This is a genomic window from Paenibacillus sp. Paensp38 (assembly GCF_059491915.1).
Window position 1 is genome coordinate 2036049 of record NZ_CP168516.1, and the last position, 23777, is coordinate 2059825.

Here is a 23777-nt window from a genome sequence, read left to right on the forward strand (position 1 = left end):
ATGGAATCAGCTAATACATCTAATCAGAGTAGTTCTGATAGGCCGCGACGTTACTTGCCTTTATTTTCTCAGCAAAAAGGAAATGCCGGATTGCCCGAAGGCGATGATCAAGCACTTTACAAGATTCGTTTGGGGACAAGACAGGTCAAAACGATTATGGGTTTTGTACAGCATCATCAGTTGGGTATGCCTTCTTTTATAACAGCCATATGGTCCGTACTGCTATCCCATTACTCCAATCAATACGCTCTGCCTGTTTTATATTCCGTGGTATCAGACAAGGAAAGGAAAGACTGTCGTCTGGATTATCCATTACTCATTCATATACAGAAGGAAGATCATCTTCTCTCTTTGATACAAAGGATACAAATGGAATGGAACAAACAACATAGTAGCGACGAATTGAGAGAGGATTTTTCGCAGCAAACTAAAGTTGATCCTCCATCAGGGGCAGGGAAGGATTTCTTCAATGTGTGTATCGCAGAGATTTATGCTGACTTTCCTTCTCCAAGTTTAAATGCGGAAAAGTCCCCTCCCCTTTACGGTATAGATCAGCCAGAAATCGCGCTCTGCTACCGGTATGACCCGGATATATTGGAGTGCGCAATACAGTATGATGGCAGCCGTTTCGAAAAAATGCAAATCGCCAGATTCGCAGGCCATTTCAAAACACTGCTGGCAAATGCACTCCTTCTTCCGGAGAAGACGGTACTATTTCACCCCATGCTGACCACAAGAGAACGCAGACAGATGCAACAATGGAATGATACGGAACAAGCCTATCCTTTGGATAAAACCGTGGTTCAATTGATCGAAGAGCAGGCTGGCCGAACACCCGATGCAATCGCTTTAGAGTTTGGAGAGCAGAAGCTGACCTACTATGAGTTAAATCGCCGGGCAAATCAAATCAGCCGCATGATTTTAGAGTCGTATTCGATACAGGGGCATGGCGTTCTGCCGACCGTCACGCTGATTGCCATCGTCTTGGATAGAAGCGCAGATGTGATCCCGTCGATGTTTGGAGTTATGAAAGCGGGCGCTGCTTATCTTCCGATCGATCCCCAATATCCTGGGGAACGGCTGCGATTTATTTTAGAAGATGCACAGGCCCAAATGATTATAACGCACAGCCAATTAGTAAGTAGGCTAAATCCATATATTTCTCAAATGGGTAGGGGAGCATATTCGCTGATTTGTGTGGATGAATGCTTGGTGCAGCAGGACTACTATCCCTACGAAAACTTGAAGATCAAGGTTACACAGAATGATCTCGCTTATGTCATCTACACATCCGGTTCTACTGGAAAACCGAAGGGAACCCTTATTGAACACGCGGGTCTGGTTACGTTGATCCCTTATCTTGTTGAAAAGTTTGGTATCACCTCAGATTCAAGAGTCATGCAATTCGCCTCCATTAGTTTCGACGCTTCAGTCTATGAATGGATCGGCACGCTATCAGTAGGCGGAACAGTGGTTGTTCTGTCAGACGAGGAACTGCCTCCTTATGCAGACATTTCAGATATTCTTGAAGAGAAAAATATCCACGTTGCGATGCTAACGCCATCTGTGCTGCGAACGATGAAACATAGAGAACTGCCAAGATTGCGGACAATTGTATCTGCTGGAGAACCCTGTACGCCTGATATTGTGGACTATTGGGGAAGAGGAAGACGATTCGTGAACGCTTACGGGCCGACCGAAGTGACGATTATTTGTTCTACTTCCGTCTGCAGACCGGGAAAAGAAATTACGATCGGCAAACCCGTCTATAACAAACGTTTATTCGTTTTGAATCCATTCGGCAGTCCTGTGCCTGTCGGCGTTCCCGGCGAACTATGGGTGGGCGGCATAGGGCTTGCCAGAGGATATTTGAATCGTGAAGAACTGACTCAGGAACAGTTCGTTCACAAAGAGGTTGTAATTAGCAGTGAATATCCGCCACACAGTGAGCGGCTATATAAAACCGGGGACATTGTGAAATGGACGCCGGATGGTGAATTGGTATTTATCGGCCGTATCGATGAACAAATTAAAATCAGAGGGTATCGTATCGAGCTGGGTGAAATAGAACATCAGCTCCGCCAACATCCTGACATCGGTCAATGTGTCGTTCAAGCCTGGAAGGACGGGTCCTACCATAAACTGGTGGCCTATTATACTGCCGTAGAAGAGCTGAAAGAGGCCGATCTGACACAGCACTTAAACTCTGTATTACCAGCTTATATGGTTCCTTCATATTTTTGTTATCTGGAGTCAGTTCCAGTAAATACAAACGGTAAAGTCGACCGTGGAGCTCTCCCTGATCCGAGGGGGACCTTATTTATTCAAGCTGATGAAGTTGTGGAAGCAGACGAGGACGGTTTCGAAAAGCGCTTGCTTTGGATTTGGCGGCAGATTTTAAAAAGAGGAGATATCGGGGTTAACGACCATTTTTACGCGGTTGGGGGAGACTCAATTCTTGCCATTCAGGTCGTATCTATGGCCAGGGATCATGGTATCATGCTTACTCCAAGACAAGTTGCGGAGCATCCAACCATTCAGAAATTAGCTGCTGTGGTTACTTGGACAGACAATGATCAAAAGGAAGATCTCATCGTTGACTTGACAGGCGAATTTGGTTTGACACCGATCCAGTACTGGTTTTTCGAGCAACAGTTTGTAGAGCCGCATTATTTCAACCAATCCCAGCTGTTTGTACTCCGTGATTGTGATCCTGTGAAGCTGGAAACTGCCATTAATCAATTGATTCGATTACATCCAGAGCTGTCGATGGAGATCGTAGTCAAGGAACATGTGTATTCGCAGCGCTACCGAAAGGATGTTTCCATTCAACTGGCTAGCTACACCCTTCAACAAGTCGATTATCCCGAATCCGAAATTTCAAGCATTTGTGATACGTGGAACAGACAATTGAATTACGAGACGGGTGCCATGATGTATGCAGGAGTAATTCAAGGTCACCCTGACGGTAAAACCCGTCTGTTTATGACTATACATCATCTAGTCATTGATGGAGTGTCTTGGAGAATATTGGTTCAGGAATTGTATCAATTGTATCAGGGTATAGCGCTGCCTACTGTTTTAAATCCATACAAGAAGTGGCATTCTGCATTGATGAGTTATTCTAGACATAAAGATACTTTACGTCATATTGAATATTGGAAAAAAGTGCAGCATCAAACCGCAGCATTTGTACTGCCAGTAGACCATTACCCGGATCGTAAAAAGAGCAGTGAATCTTCGGAATTAGTTACAATGCTTACTCCTGACGATACGGAACTGCTTTTGCATCATTGCTCTCAGGCTTATCATACTGAGATCAACGACCTGCTACTTACAGCCTGGTCCCTGGCGCTCTCCGCTTGGTCTGGACAGAAGACGATTGCGTTTCGCTTAGAAGGCCATGGACGTGAGCACTTTGTATCCGATATAGATCTGACAAGAACCATCGGTTGGTTTACCTCCATGTTTCCGGTATGCATTCAGATTACGGACAGTTCCCCCTTGGGAGCGACGATTAAATCTGTCAAAGAGCAGTTGCGTTGTATTCCTCACCGCGGCATGTCATATGGCGCTTTGAGATACTGCCATCCGAATACAGAAGTCCGTTCCGAGTTATCAGCTTCTGAACCTCAGGCTCTTTTCAATTACTTGGGCCAGTTTGATCAGGAGAATGCGAGCGAATTAAACCAGTGGTTAGGGTTTACAAGTGACGCAGCACAGGATTATAGCTCGCCGCTTAATCATGGAACAAGCCTATTGGAACTCAACTGTTCCATTGTTCATGGCAAGCTGCATTTGTTTATGAAATATAGCAAATGTCACTATGAAGAAGTGACCATCACTCAGTTGTTAGATACTTTTATAACACGTGTGCTTGCTATTATCGAACATTGCAGCCGGACTGAACACCAAGAGTTCACACCTAGTGATTTTCCATCAGTGTCACTGGAACAGCATTCGCTCGATCAGATCGTACAGACATATCATTGGCAATATGGTGTAGATAAAATGATGCATCTAAGTCCCTTACAAGAAGGACTGCTGTTCCATTATTTAGATCATCCTAGTTCCGATCAATACTTTGTGCAGGTTAGTTGGAAATATCATGGTAGGCTAGAGGTAGACCGTTACCGGGAAGTCTGGAACAGCATCATTTCTGAAAATGATAGCTTGCGGACTTGCTACATTTGGGAGGCGTTGGACAAGCCCATACAATGTATTATCCAAAATGCAGAATGGGATTGGACATTTTTGGATTTTGAAGCAGAGCAACCAGAGCAGCAACAAGAGTGTATCGAACGCTGGATGACAATGGATCGTAATCGCCGTTTTGATCTGAGTCAGCCTGCATTCCGCATAACACTGATTCAGACTGCTTCAAACGAATGGACGATGATCTGGAGCTACCACCATATTTTGCTGGACGGTTGGAGCCTGCCGCTACTAATAAATCGAGTTCATGAACTCTATGTTTGTAGCCTGCAAAACCGGATGCCACAGCGCAGCTTGACCCGTTCTTATGAAACTTATATTCGTTGGTTAAACAATAAGGATCGCACAGAGGCCGAGTTATTCTGGAAGGCATATTTAGCCGACGTAACGGAGCCAACCCAACTACCGATAGAGAAGGGCATACTTCCCGAGGCACATCAACCGATTGAGAACCAGCAGATCGAGACTCTTTGTATTGATCCGAGACGAACCAAGCGGATCGCTGATTTTGTTCAGCAAGCGCAAGTTTCGCTAAATACGTTGGTGCAGTTTGCATGGGGTAAAGTGCTACAAGTCTATCAAGATGCGGATACAACCATATTTGGTATGGTCGTTTCCGGAAGGGGATCGGATCTTGCAAAAGCGGATCAGATCACAGGTATGCTGATTAATACGCTGCCTTTGGTCATGCACTGGAATGTCGAGCAAACCATCACTGAATATGTACAAAAGCTGCACCAAACCATTCAGAAACTAAATGACTACAGCTATGTGAGTCTGAATGAACTGAAGAGCTGGACTGGTATTCAAGGACATATCATGTTTTACAGCATCGTAGCATTCGAAAATTATTTGAACGACTATCGGCAACTAGAAAATGAATTGAAGATGTCAGCTATGGAGGAACGAGAGAAAACGAATTATCCAATGACGATCACCGTTGCCAATGACGGGGAACAGATCACCATCAAGTTTATGTATGATGCAGATCGATTGAACCAAGAAACGGTTTGTCGACTGGCAGAGCATCTGCTAAATACGCTGGAATATGTGCTGGAATACCCGAATTACAACGTCAGAGACGTTTGCTTCATGAACAAGGATGAATATGAACGAATCGTCTACGACTGGAACAATACGTATACAGCATATCCCAGAGAGCGTTCAATTATTGATCTATTCCAAGAGCAAGCGGAGCTGCGGTCTTCACAGCCTGCAGTAATTGCGCACAATCAGGTTATGTCCTACCACACCCTAAACCTCATGTCCCAGCACGTTGCCAAGATGTTAACGGATGATGCTGATGATAACAATCATGGAAAGTTTATTGGAGTTTACTTGCCGCGCTCTCTTGAATTCATTGTCTCCATCCTGGCGATCATGAAAGCGGGATATGCCTATGTTCCCATTGACCCCGATTATCCGGCAGCAAGAACCCGCGAATTAATCAAGGACGCTGGACTGGACACCATTATCACTTCACAGGAAGGAGCGGAACGTATCTCGGAAGCCTGTAAGGGAATCCGTTTAATACTGATGGATACAAAGTATTTTGACCAAAATGGAGTTGTGGAACAAGAAGAGAAGGAGAACATGATTGCTCCAAATGATCTTGCTTATCTAATGTATACATCCGGATCGACGGGAAAACCGAAAGGCGTTATGGTGGAACATCGCAATGTCATTCGCTTGGTCAAAAACACCTGTTATTTTCCGTTTTCTTCTGATATCAGATTGCTTTATACAGGTTCGCCTGTTTTTGACGCTTCTACGTTTGAAATTTGGGGGACGCTGCTGAATGGAGGACAGCTGTTTGTAGTTTCAAAAGATGATCTTCTAAATATACATGTGCTGGAGCAGCGGATGAAGGAGTGGAGAATTAATACACTATGGCTAAGTTCTGCACTGTGTAATCACTGGATTGAAGAAAATGAAAAGATATTTGCTAGACTCCAATGGTTGCTCATAGGTGGGGAAGTTTTGTCGGTTAAGCATATCAATCGTATCCGTCTTGCCAATCCGGAACTTTCGATTCTCAATGTATACGGTCCTACGGAGAACACCACCTTTTCGACGAGCTACCGGATCGAAAAGCCTTTTGAGCAGAATATCCCTATTGGCAAGCCCATTAGTAATTCAACTTGTTATATTCTGGACAAACGGGGCCGTGTTCAGCCTGTCGGAGCAATCGGGGAATTATGCGTGGGGGGAGACGGGGTTGCAAGGGGGTATTGGCGGCAAAACCAATTGACACAGCATGCGTTTGCACCGAATCCATATCGCTCTGCCAAAGATGGTGAAAGAGGTACGAATTCAATTCTATACCGTACGGGAGATCGGGCGAGATGGCTGCCAGACGGGAATATCGAGTATATCGGACGGGCTGACGATCAGGTGAAACTTCGCGGCTATCGAATCGAACTCGGAGAAGTCGAGTTCCGTCTTAGCAGCTATCCTGTAGTGAAAGAATGTCTGGTCTTTATCCGGGAGGTTTATGGCGATTTGCGGATGATCGCTTACTATACAGCGGAAGAGGAGCAACGAGTGGAGCAGCTTCATACTTTTATGGCTGAAGGTCTTCCTTCTTATATGTTACCGTTTCGTTACGTTTGGCTGAAATCGTTCCCATTAACGGTTAACGGGAAAATCGATCGTAAAAATCTTCCTTTACCTGAAATCCATAGCAGCGATAAGGAAGCAAATGCTGGACCGAAGACTGAACTGGAGCAAACCATAGAAGAAGTTTGGAGCATGGTCCTGAAGCTTGATTACATTGGCAAGAATGAAGATTTTCACACGTTGGGAGGCCATTCGCTCCATGCACTACGAATAGCCAGCCTGCTGCAAAAAAGCGGATATCCGGTTACGGTCAACCAAATATTTCGCGAACAGACGATCGAACGTTTGGCCCTCTCATTGATCAATGCAATGACGGATACAGCAACTGACCTTTGTCCGAACATGGATATCCCATATCAGTCTATAAGAAAAGAATACCCGGATGACGGATTTCCGCTGTCTGCTGTACAAAAACGTTTTTTCCAAAGAGATCTCGTGAATTATAACATGTTTAATGTACCTTACTTGGCTCGGCTCAAGAATTACATTCCTACAGAATTGCTGAACGCGTCGATTGAACCACTATTGAACAAACATGCGGCGTTGCGGCTGTCGTTTGCTCAACTGGATGATGAATGGTATCAGTTTGAGCAGAAAATAAGTGCAGGACAGGTAGTTTCTTACGTAGATTTGCACATGGTCTCAGGGTCGCATGACGCCTACATTTCGGAATACTGCTCGAAAGTGCAGCATGAATTCGATATCAAGGAAGGACCTTTATGGAAAGTTGTGTTGTTTGACCATTATTGCGAAAAGAGACAACAGGTGATATTACTTCTGTTCCATCATTTAATTTTTGACGGGATTTCCATAAACATTTTTTTAGAAGAGTTGAGATATCTTCTCTTGCCGGGAAAAAGGAGTGATTTGGCGTTACATGCGGAGGAGAAGGAAAGCAGTTATCGGGATTGGTGCATAGCGTTGTCGCAATATGCGGCAAAGGCCCCTTTTCCTAAAGCATCCACTTTCTGGAGTAAGGTTGTGGAAGGCGGCCAATCTTTACAGGTTGACAGGGAATCGGAGATACAGCCTCTTCACCGACACATGAGAACTATAACGTATGATTTACTTGAAGGAGAGGAGCATATTCTTCTTCTAAAGGCATTGGCTATGAAGCATCATACTACTCCACTGAGCATCTTACTGACGGCGTTGTCACAAGCTTGTTTCCAATTGAAAAAGCAATCGGATTTGCTGCTGCATGTGATGTCTTATCAACGTGAGTCTTTTTTGCCGGGTATTATGATTGATCGTACTATCGGTTTTTTTGCCGGTGCATACCCCCTTCGAATTCAGATTCCAGAAGGAGAACTGTTGGGGAATTGGGAAACGGCACTGAGACATGTCACACATACGTTGCGGCATATACCATCTGAAGGCTTGGATTATTTTATTTTACGACATATGATACAGGGAATTTATCTAGATAAGGAACCACTAAGGGACGGAACACACATGCTTTTCCATTACCAATCAGAGGAAATGAACGGGATAGCTGATGATTTGTTTGAGCCTTTACCCATATCTTACGGAAATACGAACGCGGCGGACAATCCCTCTGCTTACAAGTTAAATATGACGGCAGGTCTTAGATGCGACAGATTAAGTTTAACCTGCTATTATAGTTCACTGCATTATAAGGATCAGACGATCGCTGAGCTAATACGCCTCATATCCAGACATCTGTGCCAAAGCATCAGTGTTCGCCCATATACCATGATAGCGGAGGGGAGCTTCAGATTATGAAAATATATGAATTTTGTCCATTTTTCAATGAAAATCGCATTGCAGATATTAAAATAAAAGAAAATTCCGGTTGGATTGATGAGTTGCACGTGATCGAAGCTAACAAGACGTTCAGCTATTTAGATAAGCCTCGGAACTTTAATCCAGATTATGTTGGTCCCAAGGTCATTTATCATCCATTTCATGCGGATCAAATGTTTCGTGAACCTGAGAAGCACTCATTGTACTTTGATGTGGATAGCTGCGGTGCGGATAACTTTGACCGCTGGTACTGGCGTCTGCTCAGCCATAACAGTGCGTTTCATAATGAGGCTTGCCAAAGAAACAAGAGTACCTCTATCTTGCAGGATAAGGTTGAGGATGATGATGTAATCATTTTGGCTGATTTTGATGAGATCATTGATAGCCGGATGGCGGATCGTATTGTTTCGGAAGTGAAGAAACATCAAGTTATTACAATTAAAATGCACTACTCTGTATTCTTTCTGAATCTTTTTTGCCAATCTAATCACGGTGCTCCTTATTGGAGCTATCGCGTGTTCGCCATGACCGGCCGGTACTTCAAAAGTATGCCTTTCTTACCCGACTATCTCAGGAAGAAGGGGATTGCTGAAGCGCTGTATCATGACATTTATTGTCTGGAGGAGCCAGCTGGATTCCATCATTCATGGCTTGAATATCAGAAAACCGCGCTTCCCAAACTGCAAGCTTTTGCCGCCAATGTAGAAGATAAAAGTATATTAAATGCAGAGTATATTGATCAGTGCTTACATGATAAAAAGCTGTACTATATTGATACTGAACTTTATGTTGATAACTCAAAATCGTTTTTGAGCAGTCTACAGGAACTTAAAACAGATGATCTTTGGTACAATTAAAGGGAAAAGAGATCAAATAAAAACTGCCGACGGGGTCGGCAGTTTAGTTTAAAGACCTTCTGATGTATCAGGTTGATTTATCGGAAGGTTGTTTTGCTATGTACTTGGAATCAATAGTAGCTGCTTGAATTCAATGAACTTATGAGTGCAGGTAACAGAGCAACAGCCATAATGATATAGATCACGATTACAATAGCGGCCCAAAGAAGGCCTGCTTTAGCGTAATTAGCTTTGCTCGGATTAGTCGAGCCGCTAAATGCCCACACAAACAGCATAATAAGTCCAACTACCGGTATAGCCATCAGAAGTAAACTGATCATCCATTCCTTGAATGAGACTGGAGGCGGGTACACAGGGGCTGGTCTGGATGGTGCTCCTTGTTGATTGTTTTGCGGATTAAACTGGTTAGACAATTGGATCTTCTCCCTACGTGATTAGTATGTTGTGTTTCCTATATTGACCAAAACATCATACATGATATGACAATAAGCAACAAGTAAAATTCAGTAAACAGTCTAATAGTACTATCAAACGATTAAAAATAGGTCTATACACCCTATTGACGAAGCAGTTTTTATATATTATTGTATTGATATTAACATTTTGTTTTTATCAATTGATTCAAATTAAAAGTTACATAGAGCATTCGCCACTTTTGACTCAAAAGCGATGAAATACCCATATATGAACAGGTAGGTGACGCAAGTGACAGATGGATTGAAACATGATTACAGTGGCTTGACGGAAGAGGAATTTTTGGCCGCTTATGATGCGAGTGAATATGAGCGCCCATCCGTAACGGTAGATATGCTGCTATTTACGGTAATGGATCAGCTCCAACAAAATTACCGTAAGCTGCCGGAGAAGACCCTACAGCTTCTTTTGATCCAAAGAGGGGAGCATCCCTATATAGGACAATGGGCGTTGCCAGGTGGTTTTGTAGGCATAGATGAAAGTCTGGAAGAAGCTGCACGACGCGAGCTTAAAACGGAAACGAATGTGGATCAGATTTATATGGAGCAGCTATATACTTGGGGAGATGTGGCACGTGATCCACGTATGAGGGTGATCAGTTGCGCTTACATGGCTTTAGTTGACCACGATTCCTTGGAGGTACAGGCGGGGGATGATGCCGCTGATGCCCAATGGTTTGAGCTGGATTACAGCGTAGCTCAGGAGACGCGGACGAATCAGCCGGAAGGTTACACATGGGAACAAGACATTGACATCACATTGAAGCATGGGGACATCCATCTGTCAGCCAAAGTAAAAATAACTGAAATTCTTAAGGGAAGAACCATTGAAATCAAGCGAGAAGTGCTGGAGTCACAGGGAATTGCTTTTGATCATGCCAAAATTATTGCGTACGGTATAGAGCGTCTGCGCAGCAAAATAGAATACACAGATATCGCATTTCACCTGATGCCGGCTCTATTTACATTAAGTGAGCTTCAGCAGGTGTATGAAATTATTCTAGGTAAGGAGCTGTTGGCTGCAGCTTTTCGTCGCAAAATAGCTGATCTCGTGGAAGAAACCAATGAGTATAGAAAAGCGGCCGGACACCGTCCATCCAAGTTATACCGATTTAAGCCTCGGTCGCGTTTTATGTAACATAAGGAATATGAAATGAGGAATCATCATGGAAAAGTTTACGTTTTTTTATCGCAGTCATTCGCCGTTTTCGCAATGGTATCCTTCTGATTTTGTCGTGGATGGAATGGAGTTTAACTGTGCCGAGCAATATATGATGTTAAAAAAAGCCCAGCTTTTTGGGGATGAAAAGGCGGCCTTGAAAATTATGCAAGCCCCTACTCCAAGGGAACAAAAAGCCCGTGGCCGCAGTGTGCGCGGATTTGACCAATCCTTGTGGGAGGCCAATTGCCGGCAATTTGTGTATGACGGTAATTACGCCAAATTTACACAAAATCCGAATTTGCTCAAGCACCTGCTTAAAACGAAAGGAACCACTCTGGTTGAGGCTAGTCCAACCGACACCATTTGGGGTGTAGGCTTAGCTGAGAACGATGCTCGTATACGGAACCGCAAGCTATGGCGTGGCACGAACTGGCTAGGAGAAATATTGACGAATTTACGTGAGGATGTATTGCAAAAGGAGGAATCGTCATCATGAAAAATACAATGAATTCCCGGAGCAACCGAGATGCCCGGTCGCATATGGCGCAGGAAACACTATCCATTTTGGAACATGGGTATTATACGAATAACAAACAGGCTCAAGTAAATATGACAAATGACATAGGGAATGCGGTCACAGGCTCGAAGTTATATACACCTTCTCAGCTGGTAACTGTAAAACAAGAGGCAGAGCAAAGAATAAAAAGTATATTGGAGCCTTCTTCTCGCATAGACGAACAGAGGATCATTGCAAAATTGGAGGTTACGGGAGAAAGCACGTTACAGGCGGCATACAGACTCCAGGTAGAGGAGAAGCTGACCCACGTGGCGTGTTTGAATTTTGCATCAGCCAAAAACCCGGGAGGTGGATTTCTCGGAGGCAGCCAGGCTCAAGAGGAAAGCTTGGCTCGTTCGTCAGCGTTGTATCCTTGCATTTCACAAATGGAAGAGATGTATGGACATAATCGGAAGCTGCGGAGCTGTTTTTATTCAGATTATATGATTTATTCGCCTGAAGTTCCGGTATTTCGGGATGATCAGGGAACATTGTTGGAGAAGCCGTATCAAGTCGATTTCCTGACCGCACCTGCTGTAAATGCTGGAGTGGTGCGAGAACGGGAGCCAGAGCAGGTGAATCGGATTGGTGAAGTGATGCTGGAGCGAATCCGTTACATTCTTGGAATGGCTAAGCAAAACGGCGTAGAACATCTTGTGCTGGGAGCCTATGGTTGCGGGGTATTCCGCAATAAGCCGGAAGAGGTTGCCCTCTGGTTCAAGCAAGTAATTGTAGATGAAGGATATGGTTTGCTGTTTGACCGGATTGTTTTTGCAGTGTTGGATCACAAAGCAGAGCAACGTACTTTAAACAGCTTTAAAAATGTTCTTTCTTGAAGTAAAGGCAGTGCATTAAATCGTTTACTATAATATCTCATGAAAAAGGAAGGTGCTGAATGGAACCATCTTCGAATATAACCTGGCATGTGTCCGATATTGATAAGCAAGCGCGTCAGCTTTTGAATGGCCATAAAAGTCCGGTGCTTTGGTTTACAGGGCTGTCTGGTTCGGGAAAATCAACGGTATCCTCCACACTTGAAAAAGCGTTATATGCACGAGGCATACACACGTTTATTTTGGATGGGGATAATGTTCGGCATGGTTTAAATCGGAATCTAGGTTTCCTACCCGCTGACCGTAAAGAAAATATTCGTCGTATTGCTGAAGTTGCAAAGCTAATGGCACATGCGGGTGTCCTAACCATTTGCGCCACCATTTCCCCTTATCGGGAAGATCGTGAAATGGTAAAGGAGATTTTAAAGCAAGAAGGTTGCTATGAGATATATATACAGTGCAGCCTGGAGGAATGTGAGCGACGCGATCCAAAAGGAATGTACAAGAAAGCGCGCGCCGGAGAAATTCATCATTTTACGGGGATTGATGCTCCTTATGAAGCACCGCTGGAACCGGATCTAATCGTATCCACTGAAGGGCGGGAGGTAATCCCGTCGGTTCAGGATATCTTGGATTTTCTCGATAGCAAGCAGCTACTTTTATGATTTTATGATGAATTCTATATGAATATTGTCTGAAAGCCTCAATGGCAAAAATTCGAGAAGTGATCAAAGGAATCATTACAGAACGTGAAAATGGAAGTATACCTATTAGTAAATAAATACAGTACTGCATATACGGCAAGCCTTAGGGGGCTTGCTTTTTTGTTTATGATTTTAAACTAATTCTAAATCCTATATTATAATTATTATAAAAAAGTATTGATTTTTGTTTGTGCACAATTTATAGTGAAAGACACATAGTCAACCAATTCATTCAAGAGGTGATTTCAATCATGAGTAACCAACCAACGAACCTGACTACAAGCTGGGGCGCTCCTGTTGGAGATAATCAAAATTCGATCACAGCAGGCTCGCGAGGTCCCGCACTAATTCAGGATGTGCATCTGCTGGAGAAATTGGCACATTTTAACCGGGAGCGTGTGCCGGAACGCGTCGTTCATGCAAAAGGTGCAGGAGCACACGGATATTTTGAAGTTACTAATGATTTGTCTGCATATACAAAAGCAAGCTTCTTGTCTGAGGTGGGCAAGCGTACACCGATGTTTATTCGCTTTTCTACAGTGGCGGGTGAGCTGGGCTCGTCCGATACTGTACGCGACCCGCGTGGTTTTGCGGTGAAGTTTTATACAGAAGAAGGTAACTATGATCTCGTGGGCAATAATACACCTGTGTTTTTTATTCGGGATGCCATTAAATTTCCTGACTTTATTCATACGCAAAAACGTCATCCCCAAACCCATCTGAAAAACCCGAATGCGGTCTGGGATTTCTGGTCCTTATCTCCTGAATCGCTGCATCAGGTAAGTATTCTAATGTCTGACCGCGGTATTCCAGCTACTCTTAGACATATGCATGGTTTCGGTAGTCACACGTTCAAGTGGGTAAATGCCGAAGGACAGGCAGTATGGGTGAAATATCATTTTAAAACAGAGCAAGGTGTGCAAAATCTTGATGTGGATTTGGCTGCGAAAATTGCTGGTGAAAATCCGGATTATCATACAGAAGATTTGTTTAATGCCATCAAAAAAGGTGATTTTCCTGCATGGAAACTTCATGTGCAGATTATGCCGGTAGAAGATGCAGATACGTATCGCTTTGATCCATTTGATGTGACAAAAGTATGGTCTCAAAAGGATTACCCGCTGATCGAGGTTGGACGCATGGTGCTGGATCGCAATCCTGAGAACTATTTTGCTGAGGTAGAGCAGGCGACATTCTCCCCGGGTTCATTTGTTCCTGGTATTGAGGCATCCCCGGATAAAATGTTGCAAGGACGCCTGTTTGCCTACGGCGATGCACATCGCTACCGTGTAGGTGCAAATCATAATTCGTTGCCGATCAACCGTCCGCATGCGGAAGTTCACAACTACCAACGCGATGGTGCATTGCGCAGTGACAGCAATGGCGGAGGATCTGTCTATTACGAGCCTAATAGTCTCGGTGGACCCAAAGAATCACCTGCGCACAAAATGGCTCCTTTTGAAGTGTCTGGCGAAGCTCAAAGTGTAGCCTACGATCATCATGATCACTACACACAACCGGGCGACCTATACCGCTTGCTCAGTGAAGAAGAGCGTGCACGCCTGGTCCGAAACATCGTAAATGCGATGAAGCCCGTAGAAAGTGATGAAATCAAACTGCGTCAGATCGGACATTTCTACAAAGCTGATCCTGAATACGGACGCCGTGTAGCCGAAGGTTTAGGCTTGACCGTTCCTCAAGGCGAGTAGAGGTATCTGCAAACTCCTAACCTGAAAGCCGTATGAATAAATAATAAAAGGATGTCCCAACACCACGTACATGGTGGATGGGACATCCTTTGTTTTTGAGAGCGATGTAAATCAGGTGCTGCTATATCCTCTGCAAGCGAGGTAAATAGATTACAAGAAACAGTGACCGTCCTAGTGCAAATACGATAAAGGATAGCCAAAGTCCGTGATTCCCATAATGGGGAACGCACCAGAAGAGAGCGATCAAAAAGCAGAGCAATGAAATCAGCATCGAATTACGGATCGGATACGTTACCGTCATCCCCGTAAACACACCGTAGAATACCAGTCCCAGCCCGGCTGCCAGTGGAAAGACCACAAGCCACCCATTATAAGGGCCTGTAAGGCTAATCACTGTAGCATTGTCCGTAAATAGTGAGATAAGCGGCTCTTTCAGTGCGAAATACAATCCTCCTGTCACTACGCTGGTCACCAGTGTCCAGAACCAGGACAAGTGAATAACCCTTTGCAGCATTTTACGATTCCCGGCACCCCGAGCCTGACCTGTCATGATGCTACTAGCGTTGGCGAACCCATCAAAAAAGTAAGCCATAATGTAATGGATCTGCAACAAAATAGCGTTTGCCGCCAATTGATCGGTTCCAAAGCTCGCACTGCGCGCCGTAAACAGATTAAACATCGTCAGCAGACAGGCTGTACGGATCATAAGATCAAGGTTTGTTGCCATGACACTTTTCAACTCTGAAGCTCCAAACCATCCTCGCCAATTCATCTGTCCGCTTTGCTTCCATTCTCTCCAAATCGATGAGCGGAACACCAGAACGAGACCCAATATACATGCAAGAGCCTCCGCAATCAGAGTAGCGCTTGCAACACCAGTGACATTCCAATGCATCATCTGTGTAAATACAATAGCTAATACCATATTGATTACGTTCATTGTAATTTGCAAAAATAATGTAGCCTTCACACGGGATAATCCCATCAGCCAGCCGAGCAGCACATAGTTCACCAATGTAAGAGGGGCTCCCCAGATACGAATGTTAAAATAAATTGCTGCCTGCGCTGCCACATCCTGAGCTGGATGGATTAGCTGCAGAGAAGCTAACAGAATGGGCTTTTGTAACACAATGAATACCGCACCAATGAGTAAAGCAATGGCCAGTGGGCGCATGAGAGCAGCTATGCCCTGGTCGTTATTTTGTGCCCCCGCGGCTTGGGCCGTGAAAGCTGATGTGCTGACTCGCAGGAAGCCAAACAGCCAATATAAAGTATTGAAAATAAGAGTGCCCACCGCTACACCGCCTAAATACGCGGAATCGCTCAAATGACCGATTACAGCTGTATCCACCGCACCGAGTAGCGGGGTTGTAATCGTCGAAATAATTAAAGGGATAGCTAAAGCAAGATAGGCTCGGTGGGAAGGCAACATGTTGAAAAAACCTCCAGTAATGATTGTGTGTAGGGATGGCGATCCGAATGAAATAATGCTTCCTTGGGAAAATGCTCAAGCACACTGCCTTCTTTCATGACCATGATTCGATCACTCATAAAGTGCACAGCCGCCAGATCATGTGAGATAAACAGATAAGCCAATCCTAGCTCATCCTGCAAATCCTTGAGCAGATTTAAAACGGTGGCTTGTGTGGTCACATCCAGACTTGCTGTTGGCTCGTCCAATACGATAAAATCCGGCTCTGTGCTGATGGCACGTGCGATGGTTACACGCTGCTTTTCCCCACCGCTAAGCTGATGTGGAAACTTGTCCAGATAGCTGGCTGGAAGCTTTACCATATCAAGCAAATGTTCTGCTATATCCCGACGTTCTGAGGACATACCCGTCATAAAAGAAGGAACATAGTACTTAAGCTGGTCCAGTGGCTCCAGCAGGGATTGCAGGATGGTTAGTCTGGGGTTCAAAGCCGCAGATGGATGTTGAAAAACTGCACCCAGCCTGCTGCGAATCCGTTTTAACTCGCTCCGCTTTAATCCCCGGATAGACTGCCCATCTAGTCTAAGCTCACCTTGATCAAATGGGTCCAATGTCAATATACAGCGAGCGAGTGTGCTTTTCCCACTGCCGCTTTCCCCGACAATGCCCAGACATTCTCGAGGGGAGATCGACAGAGCAACATTTTGCAGCACCGTTTTGCCTCCAGTGTAAGCCTTCGTCAAACCGGAGACGGTCACGACAGGATTAGACGTGTCTTGCCGCTGAGCGCAGGCAGCTTGATTATTCATGTGCAGCGCTCCTTTCCATTGCGTCCTGTTCTTCAGTGCTGTTGTAAGGTAAACGTGCTGGAGCGCCCGGAGACAGCGGCGGAATAGCTGCCAATAGACGACGAGTATACGGGTGGTCCGGATGGTTCAGCACCGCTTGCGTTTCACCTATTTCAACCAGTGAACCTTCGCGCATCACTGCGATTCGATCTGCATACTTGCGTACATGACGCAGATCGTGAGTGATCCACAAGACGGAAATACCCGTTTCCGTCCGGATTTGGTCAATGAGCTGCAGCACCCGATGAGCTGTGAGCGTATCCAGCGCCGTTGTGGGCTCGTCGGCAATAAGTAACTTCGGCTCCAGTAGTAGTGCAGCCGCAATAGCTACCCGTTGCAATTGACCGCCGCTGAGTTGGAACGGATAGCTGCGGTACACACGCTCGGCGGGAAGCTGTACGCGCTCCAGCACCTCGATACAGCGCTGCTTGCGCGCCTTGCGATCTTGCTTGCCATGGGCGCGCATCAGCTCGTCCAGTTGGCTGCCTACACGCAGAAAGGGGGTGAAAGCCCCGTGGTAGTCTTGAAAAATGTAGGATATTTCACTGCCAAGCAAAGAGCGCCTTTGTTTAGCGGGTAGATCTAGTAAATTATTGTCCTTCCACGTAATGATACCTTCCGCTGTAACAGAAGAGGGGAGAAGGCCGCCGATAGCGAACGCCGTCATGCTTTTGCCGCTACCACTTTCGCCGGCAAGAGCACACCATTCCCCCGGACGAACGGCAAGCTCCAGTTGCTCTACAATCGTTTTTACATTGGTCCGAATCGTTAAGCCTTCAATAGTCAGCATGTGCCAATTCACTCCTCTGTCCGGGTTTTAACATCATAACGGTCGCGTAGTTTATCTCCAAATACGTTTGCTAGTAGCACGGTTAGCACGACAGCTATCCCAGGAACCAGCATCAGGTGGGGAGCCATTTGAAAATACGCTCGTCCTTCATTCAACATAGTACCCCATTCCGGAATTGGTGGCTGTGGACCTAAGCCCAAAAAAGATAGGGAGGCAATCATTAAAATAATTTTGCCGACATCCAGCGTAGCCAGCACAAGAACATTCCCTATTGCATGGGGGAGAATATGTCGCATGACAATCCGCAGGGAGGAGGTACCCGCCAGTATGGATAACGAAATGTAATCCTTTTGCTTTTCTGCCAGCACGGTACTACGCACCAGGCGTGCATAACTAACCCATTTTACCGCAGTTACCGCGAAAATAAGATTTACTAAGCCTGGTCCGAGCAAACCGCTCAGCACAATGGCAAAAATATAATCTGGTAATGTCATGAAGGCATCGACCACCCGCTTGAATACACGATCCATCCAGCCTACAATAAATCCTGAAAGCAGACCAAGAGGGACCCCGACAACCAGCGAAACGGCCAAAATCAACAAACTGGTTCCGACAGTCGTCCGAAGTCCAGCTATGACTCTCGATAGTACATCTCTGCCCAAATGATCCGTTCCCAGCCAGTGCGTAGCGCTGATCGATTGTAGTCGATTCCCCATCTGGATACGATACGGATCTTGCGGTGCAAGAAACGGAACGACTGTAATTGCTGAAAGAATGAGCAGGATGGAGAGCGACACGATCCATGTTTTGGACAATCGCGTTCTAGTGAGCTGCCCGTTTTCCGCATGTACGGATTTTATCATGATAAACGTTTCTCCTTCAAAGCGATTTCAGGATTGACCCAACGGTAGGACAGCTCTACCAAAATATTGATACATACAATGAATACAGCCATAAATACGGTATAGCCCTGAATTATGGGGTAATCCCTTGCAGCAATGGCATCCACAATCCATTTTCCCAGCCCCGGATAGGCGAATAGCACTTCAATCACGACTGTGCCTCCCAGTAGGCTACCTATACTCTCACTGAATACCGTAATGAGTGGAACTAGACTGTGACGGAGCATGTGTCTGAAAAAAATGCGGATGGGGCTGATTCCACGCGCTTGCGCCGCTTTGATAAAGTCTTGCCCCGAGCTTTCAATCAGACTTGCGCGAATCATTCGTACATAAACGGCCGCCATTGCTAATCCCAAGGTAAGAGAAGGGAGTACCAAATGAAAAGCGGTTCCTTCGCCCATAGACGGCAAAATGCGCAATTTAACTGCAAACCATTCGATAAACAAAAGCCCCAGCCAAAAGCTGGGAATCGAGGAGCCGATTAAGGCAAACACACGACTGGCGCTGTTAATCCAGCGGTTACGGTAGAGCGCAGCCATCGTTCCCAAGGGTAGAGCTATTAGCAGCAAAATGAACAGAGAGCCTCCGGTCAGCAGCAGCGTATAAGGCAGTTTTTCCATAAACTCTGTGAATACCGGACGATGGGTTAAATAAGATTGTCCAAAATCAAACTGAAGCAACTGAACCAGCCACTTACCATATTGCACAGGTAATGGTTGGTCCAGCCCTAGTTGGCTGCGCATATCCGTAATTTGCTGATTGGACACAGCTACATCATCGACTCGGAGAATGCTCCGGACGGGATCGCCCGGAACAAGCTTAAGCAGACAGAAGCTCACAAAGGAAAGAATAAGAAAGAACAAAACTAGTTCAAGAAACTTTTTGGCCATGGATTTGAACATGCTAGTTCACATCCAGGTCCTGGGTTAGCAAGTAATATTCACTTTGGCTAGTTACCCAGTTATGTACGTAATCGCGATAGGCCACTACGTTGTTTGGATGGACCAGAAAGGATTGCAGATTTTCTTGGTCAATCAGTGTGACAGCTTTCAGCGCCAGCTTGTTGCGTTGTTCCTCATTCACGGTTGTGTTCAGCTGTGAAATCATACTCGCGAGTTCCGGTACATGCACACGCCCATAATTTAGTGCTCCTTCAGGCATGTAAGCCGCATTTAGAAAATAGCTTGCATCGCCGCGCGGGGCTGTAATGCTACTATAAGTCGCTAAATCCCAATCCTGATGAGCGGTAAGATATTCGTCAATATTATCAACCTGACGGATATCAATCGTAATGCCAAGTTCTTTAGCATTAGCCTGAATCAGCTGGGAAATGAGTGGAAGTTCCGCTCTCGACTGGTAAGTTAGTAATGTAAGTTGAAGCGGCTTGCCGTCAGGGGTTGCAACTTTTCCGTTCTGCACTGTATATCCAGCTTGCTTGAAGCCTTCTCGTGCAGCATTTAAATCAAATTTTTTCGTAATATATTCCGGCGAAAATGGAAAGTCGGGCAAGAACGGCCCTTGAGCAGGGGTTCCCTGGCCGGACATAATACCGCTGGCAATCTCATCACGGTTGATCAGGTTATCGAATGCCTTACGCACAGCCGTCTTTTTCAGATCGTTATTGTTCATATTGTAAATAAGTTGATGCGTTCGCAAACTAGGAAGCGAGTCAACCTTAACAGTAGAATCAGCTTTCAATAGCTCCAGGCTTTCAATTGGCGGGCGATACACAATATCAGCAGTTTTGGCTTGAAAAGCAAGCTGACGTGCATTGGCGTCTTCGTTAAACATGAATTTGGCATGCTTCAACTTTACTTCACCGTTCCAATATTGTTCATTGCGATCTAAATTCAGTTCACTTCCAGCACGGAAGCTGGCAACCTTGAACGGTCCCGTCCCAGATGGGAGGTCACCTGTAGCTGTGGTGTCTATAATAGCCGTATTCGGATGAACCAGCTCAGACACAAATTCTGGGAAAGGCTTGTCTGTCGTAATGGTCAAAATCTGTCCATCCGCATGAATATCACGGATATGTAGCGCATTTTTGACCGATGGATTGAGCTTTAACGCTCTTTCCAAAGAGGCTTTGACAGCAGCAGCATTGACGGTTTTACCGCTGTGGAAGTTCACACCTGATCGGATGTTGAAGGTCCAGTGCTGTCCGTCCTTGCTGTTCCATTTGTCTGCAAGCCAAGCTTCCAGCTTAAGATCCTTGTTCACTTTGATCAGTGTTTCACTTACTCCAGCACGAACAGCTGTGTAATTTACATCTGAATGGGGGTCTATAGTAGGGCTTTGCACGTTGAACAATAAGGTGACACTTTTATCTTGTGGTGCAGCAGATGGAGAGGGTGAAGCTGACGGAGATGAAGCGCAGGCTGCCATCATCACCGCCATTACCGCAGGTATAAATAGTTTAAAATAAGAACGTTTAAACAACAGGGAGTCCTCCTTAATAGTAATCGTAATTTTTACGCTTTAACTCATAAATCATATCGTAACCAAATGAAGGTGCTTTGTAAATATGTAATTGACGAATGTGTATGTAAATTCATATCAAAAAGACTGCTAACCAATAGTGATATGGTTAGCAGTCTTTAAGTTTATTCACATATTTTTAATTTGGGGTCACATGAAAATTATGAATTAGTGCATGGGAGCTTTGGCAGTGCCATGTTCAACATGAACTCTGCGGATGAAAAAGGCAAGGATCAACCCGATCACACTGATGATCATCGCAAAGAAAAATGAATTTTGTGATCCGATTGTCATGGCATTGGCCATTTCATTTACGGATTCAGGCATACTGGATTGGCTCAAATAGCCTTCCATACCTTTGGAGAGAATGCTTACCGCTACAGCTGTACCGATTGCACCAGCAACTTGTTGGAGCGTACTCATAATGGCTGTTCCGTCTGGGTATAGATCCATAGGGAGCTGATTTAGGCCGTTTGTCTGAGCTGGCATCATAATCATGGAAATGCCGATCATCAAGCAGCTATGAAGCACAATAATGAGTACAAGAGTTGATGTTGTTGTAATGCCGGACAGGAAAAACAAAACAGCAGCTACAATCACAAGTCCTGGAATGACAAGCCACTTGGGACCGAATTTATCGAACAATGAACCCATAATAGGAGACAAGAGGCCGTTGATAATCCCACCGGGCAAAAGTACTAAACCTGCTGTTAGAGCAGACAGAGCCAGCCCCTTTTGCAAAAAGAGTGGAAGAATCAGCATCGTAGAAAGGATCGTCATCATACATAGGAACACCATAATAACGCCAATAACAAACATAGGGTATTTAAATACACGCAAATTCAACATAGGCTGCTTCATTTTCAATTGACGTACAGAGAACAGTATCAACGATATCAGACCGACAATCACAGGAAGCAGAACCATCAGGCTAGCCCAACCTTCGCCACCTTCTCCGGATTTACTGAAACCGAACACGACACCGCCGAAGCCAATGGAAGATAACAGGATAGATAAAAAATCAATTTTGGGCTTGGTCGTTTTTGAAACGTTTTGCATAAATAAAATACCGCAAATCAGTGAGAGAACCAAGAACGGAAGGGAGATCCAGAAGATCCAGTGCCAAGACAGATTTTGCAGTACCAGTCCTGCAATGGTAGGGCCCACTGCCGGTGCGAACATAATGACCAATCCGATGATCCCCATAGCCGCGCCTCTCTTTTCAGCTGGGAAAATGATCAAGATGGTGTTAAACATCAATGGCAATAACAACGCCGTGCCAATGGCCTGAAGAATACGTGCGATCAATAGCACTGAAAAAGTAGGTGCAAGCGCAGCAACGAGACAACCAGCTATTGAGAACAGCAACGATGTAACAAACAGCTGTCTTGTCGTAAAGGTTTGAATCAGCAATCCCGATACAGGTACTAAAATACCAAGTGTAAGCAGATAAGCGGTTGTCAGCCATTGGGCTGTTGCAGTTGTAATATGCAAAATCTGCATCAAATCATTCAGTGCAATGTTAAGTGCCGTTTCACTGAACATCCCAATAAAGCCGCTAAGGAGCAGCGCAATCATAATAGGTAGCACCTTGAACGTTTTGGGTTCAGAGGGTGAACTTGTTTGACTCATTGTACTCATGTTGTTTTTGTTCCTCCAAATAAATTAATAGTGTTGAATTATAACAATCGGTCTATATATAATAAACATGTTGTTATTTTTTTGTCAAAGTATAAGTTGTAAATATTAAATAATGAAGGATGCTGTATATGGCTGCTAAACCCGAATCATACGAGAATATCGTACAAACCGCATCGAAGCTCTTTTTTCATCAGGGGTATCACGCGACCGGACTGAATCAGATTCTTGCGGAGAGTGGATCACCGAAAGGGTCACTTTATTATTATTTTCCGCGTGGTAAAGAAGAATTGGCTTTGGAGTGCATAAGAAGAGGGAATGAGTTTATAAAGCAAAAATTAAAACAGACACTGGACGGGAATGATAATCCAGTGCTAGCCATTCAGGATTTTATTCGTAATACAGCTGAGGAGGCAGACCGTACCGGCTTTAACGACTTCATGCCGATTGGCTTCTGGGCTGCTGCGGAAACTTCCTGTATTAGTGAATCGCTACGTCATGCTTGTGTGAATACGTTTACAGATTGGCAGCACATCTATATGGAGCGTCTTCAGGAATCGGGCTGGGACGAGGAAAAGGCACGCAGTCTGGCGGTACTTATCATTTCGATGCTCGAAGGTGCATTGATTTTGGCCGTTACGCAACAGAGCAGTGCTCCTATTTATAATATCGTGGATTACATTCCACAGTTGGTCAAATAATCCTGTCTCTTCAATTTTCAATCTCTCCTAATGAGCTCCAACAAGTAACTTTAGAGAGCCGATGTTCTCGTTTTTGAGAACTCGGCTTTTTTG

General features: G+C 44.9%; 16 protein-coding genes. 8 read left to right on the forward strand and 8 right to left on the reverse strand.

The features are described from left to right. Entirely contained in the window at positions 1–8580 is an 8580-nt protein-coding gene (locus ACEN8J_RS09365) for an amino acid adenylation domain-containing protein (protein WP_495594544.1), read from the forward strand. Beyond that, entirely contained in the window at positions 8577–9458 is an 882-nt protein-coding gene (locus tag ACEN8J_RS09370; RefSeq protein WP_341039396.1) for a glycosyltransferase family 17 protein, read from the forward strand. The genes ACEN8J_RS09365 and ACEN8J_RS09370 overlap by 4 nt, the downstream gene beginning before the upstream one ends. Before the next feature lie 110 nt (positions 9459–9568). Here ACEN8J_RS09370 and ACEN8J_RS09375 read toward each other — a convergent pair whose 3' ends face one another. Further along, complete coding sequence (locus ACEN8J_RS09375; protein WP_069011801.1) at positions 9569–9871, reverse strand: hypothetical protein; 303 nt, start codon at positions 9869–9871, stop codon at positions 9569–9571. A gap of 292 nt (positions 9872–10163) precedes the next feature. On the opposite strand from ACEN8J_RS09375, the gene ACEN8J_RS09380 reads away from it, so the two are divergent. The 5 genes from ACEN8J_RS09380 to katA all read left to right on the forward strand — a co-directional run bounded on the left by ACEN8J_RS09380 (position 10164) and on the right by katA (position 14895). After that, positions 10164–11069, forward strand: coding sequence for an NUDIX hydrolase (locus ACEN8J_RS09380; RefSeq protein WP_495594427.1), 906 nt, complete (start codon positions 10164–10166; stop codon positions 11067–11069). Between the two features lie 28 nt (positions 11070–11097). After that, positions 11098–11589, forward strand: a complete 492-nt coding sequence (gene ybiA / locus ACEN8J_RS09385) for a riboflavin biosynthesis intermediates N-glycosidase (protein ID WP_495594428.1) — start codon at positions 11098–11100, stop codon at positions 11587–11589. Continuing rightward, positions 11586–12485: a TIGR02452 family protein gene (locus tag ACEN8J_RS09390; protein ID WP_495594429.1), complete on the forward strand. Its 900-nt coding sequence runs from the start codon at positions 11586–11588 to the stop codon at positions 12483–12485. The genes ybiA and ACEN8J_RS09390 overlap by 4 nt, the downstream gene beginning before the upstream one ends. 59 nt (positions 12486–12544) lie before the next feature. After that, positions 12545–13147 (forward strand): adenylyl-sulfate kinase, encoded by a 603-nt coding sequence (gene cysC / locus ACEN8J_RS09395; RefSeq protein ID WP_165146527.1) that lies wholly within the window; start codon positions 12545–12547, stop codon positions 13145–13147. Between the two features lie 290 nt (positions 13148–13437). Then, the gene (gene katA, locus ACEN8J_RS09400) at positions 13438–14895 is read left to right on the forward strand and encodes a catalase KatA (protein WP_029515135.1); all 1458 of its coding nucleotides are present in this window, start codon (positions 13438–13440) and stop codon (positions 14893–14895) included. A gap of 121 nt (positions 14896–15016) precedes the next feature. Here katA and ACEN8J_RS09405 read toward each other — a convergent pair whose 3' ends face one another. The 7 genes from ACEN8J_RS09405 to ACEN8J_RS09435 all read right to left on the reverse strand — a co-directional run bounded on the left by ACEN8J_RS09405 (position 15017) and on the right by ACEN8J_RS09435 (position 22977). Next, the gene (locus ACEN8J_RS09405) at positions 15017–16327 is read right to left on the reverse strand and encodes an MATE family efflux transporter (RefSeq protein WP_069011809.1); all 1311 of its coding nucleotides are present in this window, start codon (positions 16325–16327) and stop codon (positions 15017–15019) included. Next, complete coding sequence (locus ACEN8J_RS09410) at positions 16294–17136, reverse strand: ABC transporter ATP-binding protein (protein WP_069011811.1); 843 nt, start codon at positions 17134–17136, stop codon at positions 16294–16296. Before ACEN8J_RS09410 ends, ACEN8J_RS09405 begins: the two co-directional genes overlap by 34 nt. Continuing rightward, complete coding sequence (locus tag ACEN8J_RS09415; RefSeq protein WP_495594430.1) at positions 17129–17965, reverse strand: ABC transporter ATP-binding protein; 837 nt, start codon at positions 17963–17965, stop codon at positions 17129–17131. Before ACEN8J_RS09415 ends, ACEN8J_RS09410 begins: the two co-directional genes overlap by 8 nt. A gap of 8 nt (positions 17966–17973) precedes the next feature. Further along, complete coding sequence (gene nikC / locus ACEN8J_RS09420; RefSeq protein ID WP_495594431.1) at positions 17974–18828, reverse strand: nickel transporter permease; 855 nt, start codon at positions 18826–18828, stop codon at positions 17974–17976. Beyond that, on the reverse strand, positions 18825–19769 hold the full coding sequence (gene nikB / locus ACEN8J_RS09425) for a nickel ABC transporter permease (protein ID WP_340955502.1): 945 nt from the start codon (positions 19767–19769) through the stop codon (positions 18825–18827). The genes nikC and nikB overlap by 4 nt, the downstream gene beginning before the upstream one ends. 1 nt (position 19770) lies before the next feature. Continuing rightward, positions 19771–21306 carry a nickel ABC transporter substrate-binding protein gene (nikA, locus tag ACEN8J_RS09430; protein WP_081317590.1) on the reverse strand — a complete coding sequence of 512 codons (1536 nt, stop codon included), beginning with the start codon at positions 21304–21306 and terminating at the stop codon, positions 19771–19773. A gap of 207 nt (positions 21307–21513) precedes the next feature. Further along, a complete protein-coding gene (locus tag ACEN8J_RS09435) occupies positions 21514–22977 on the reverse strand; it encodes a DHA2 family efflux MFS transporter permease subunit (RefSeq protein ID WP_069011926.1) in 1464 nt (487 codons plus the stop codon). A 137-nt stretch (positions 22978–23114) separates the two neighbouring features. On the opposite strand from ACEN8J_RS09435, the gene ACEN8J_RS09440 reads away from it, so the two are divergent. After that, positions 23115–23684 carry a TetR/AcrR family transcriptional regulator gene (locus tag ACEN8J_RS09440; protein WP_029515149.1) on the forward strand — a complete coding sequence of 190 codons (570 nt, stop codon included), beginning with the start codon at positions 23115–23117 and terminating at the stop codon, positions 23682–23684. Positions 23685–23777 lie beyond the last annotated feature (93 nt).

What these genes read in the sequence shown, in the direction of transcription:
- ACEN8J_RS09365 (WP_495594544.1), top strand. Translation starts at nt 1, where the DNA reads ATGGAATCAGCTAATACATCTAATCAGAGTAGTTCTGATAGGCCGCGA.
- ACEN8J_RS09370 (WP_341039396.1), top strand. Translation starts at nt 8,577, where the DNA reads ATGAAAATATATGAATTTTGTCCATTTTTCAATGAAAATCGCATTGCA.
- ybiA (WP_495594428.1), top strand. Translation starts at nt 11,098, where the DNA reads ATGGAAAAGTTTACGTTTTTTTATCGCAGTCATTCGCCGTTTTCGCAA.
- ACEN8J_RS09390 (WP_495594429.1), top strand. Translation starts at nt 11,586, where the DNA reads ATGAAAAATACAATGAATTCCCGGAGCAACCGAGATGCCCGGTCGCAT.
- cysC (WP_165146527.1), top strand. Translation starts at nt 12,545, where the DNA reads ATGGAACCATCTTCGAATATAACCTGGCATGTGTCCGATATTGATAAG.
- katA (WP_029515135.1), top strand. Translation starts at nt 13,438, where the DNA reads ATGAGTAACCAACCAACGAACCTGACTACAAGCTGGGGCGCTCCTGTT.
- ACEN8J_RS09405 (WP_069011809.1), bottom strand. Translation starts at nt 16,327, where the DNA reads ATGTTGCCTTCCCACCGAGCCTATCTTGCTTTAGCTATCCCTTTAATT.
- ACEN8J_RS09410 (WP_069011811.1), bottom strand. Translation starts at nt 17,136, where the DNA reads ATGAATAATCAAGCTGCCTGCGCTCAGCGGCAAGACACGTCTAATCCT.
- ACEN8J_RS09415 (WP_495594430.1), bottom strand. Translation starts at nt 17,965, where the DNA reads ATGCTGACTATTGAAGGCTTAACGATTCGGACCAATGTAAAAACGATT.
- nikC (WP_495594431.1), bottom strand. Translation starts at nt 18,828, where the DNA reads ATGATAAAATCCGTACATGCGGAAAACGGGCAGCTCACTAGAACGCGA.
- nikB (WP_340955502.1), bottom strand. Translation starts at nt 19,769, where the DNA reads ATGTTCAAATCCATGGCCAAAAAGTTTCTTGAACTAGTTTTGTTCTTT.
- ACEN8J_RS09435 (WP_069011926.1), bottom strand. Translation starts at nt 22,977, where the DNA reads ATGAGTCAAACAAGTTCACCCTCTGAACCCAAAACGTTCAAGGTGCTA.
- ACEN8J_RS09440 (WP_029515149.1), top strand. Translation starts at nt 23,115, where the DNA reads ATGGCTGCTAAACCCGAATCATACGAGAATATCGTACAAACCGCATCG.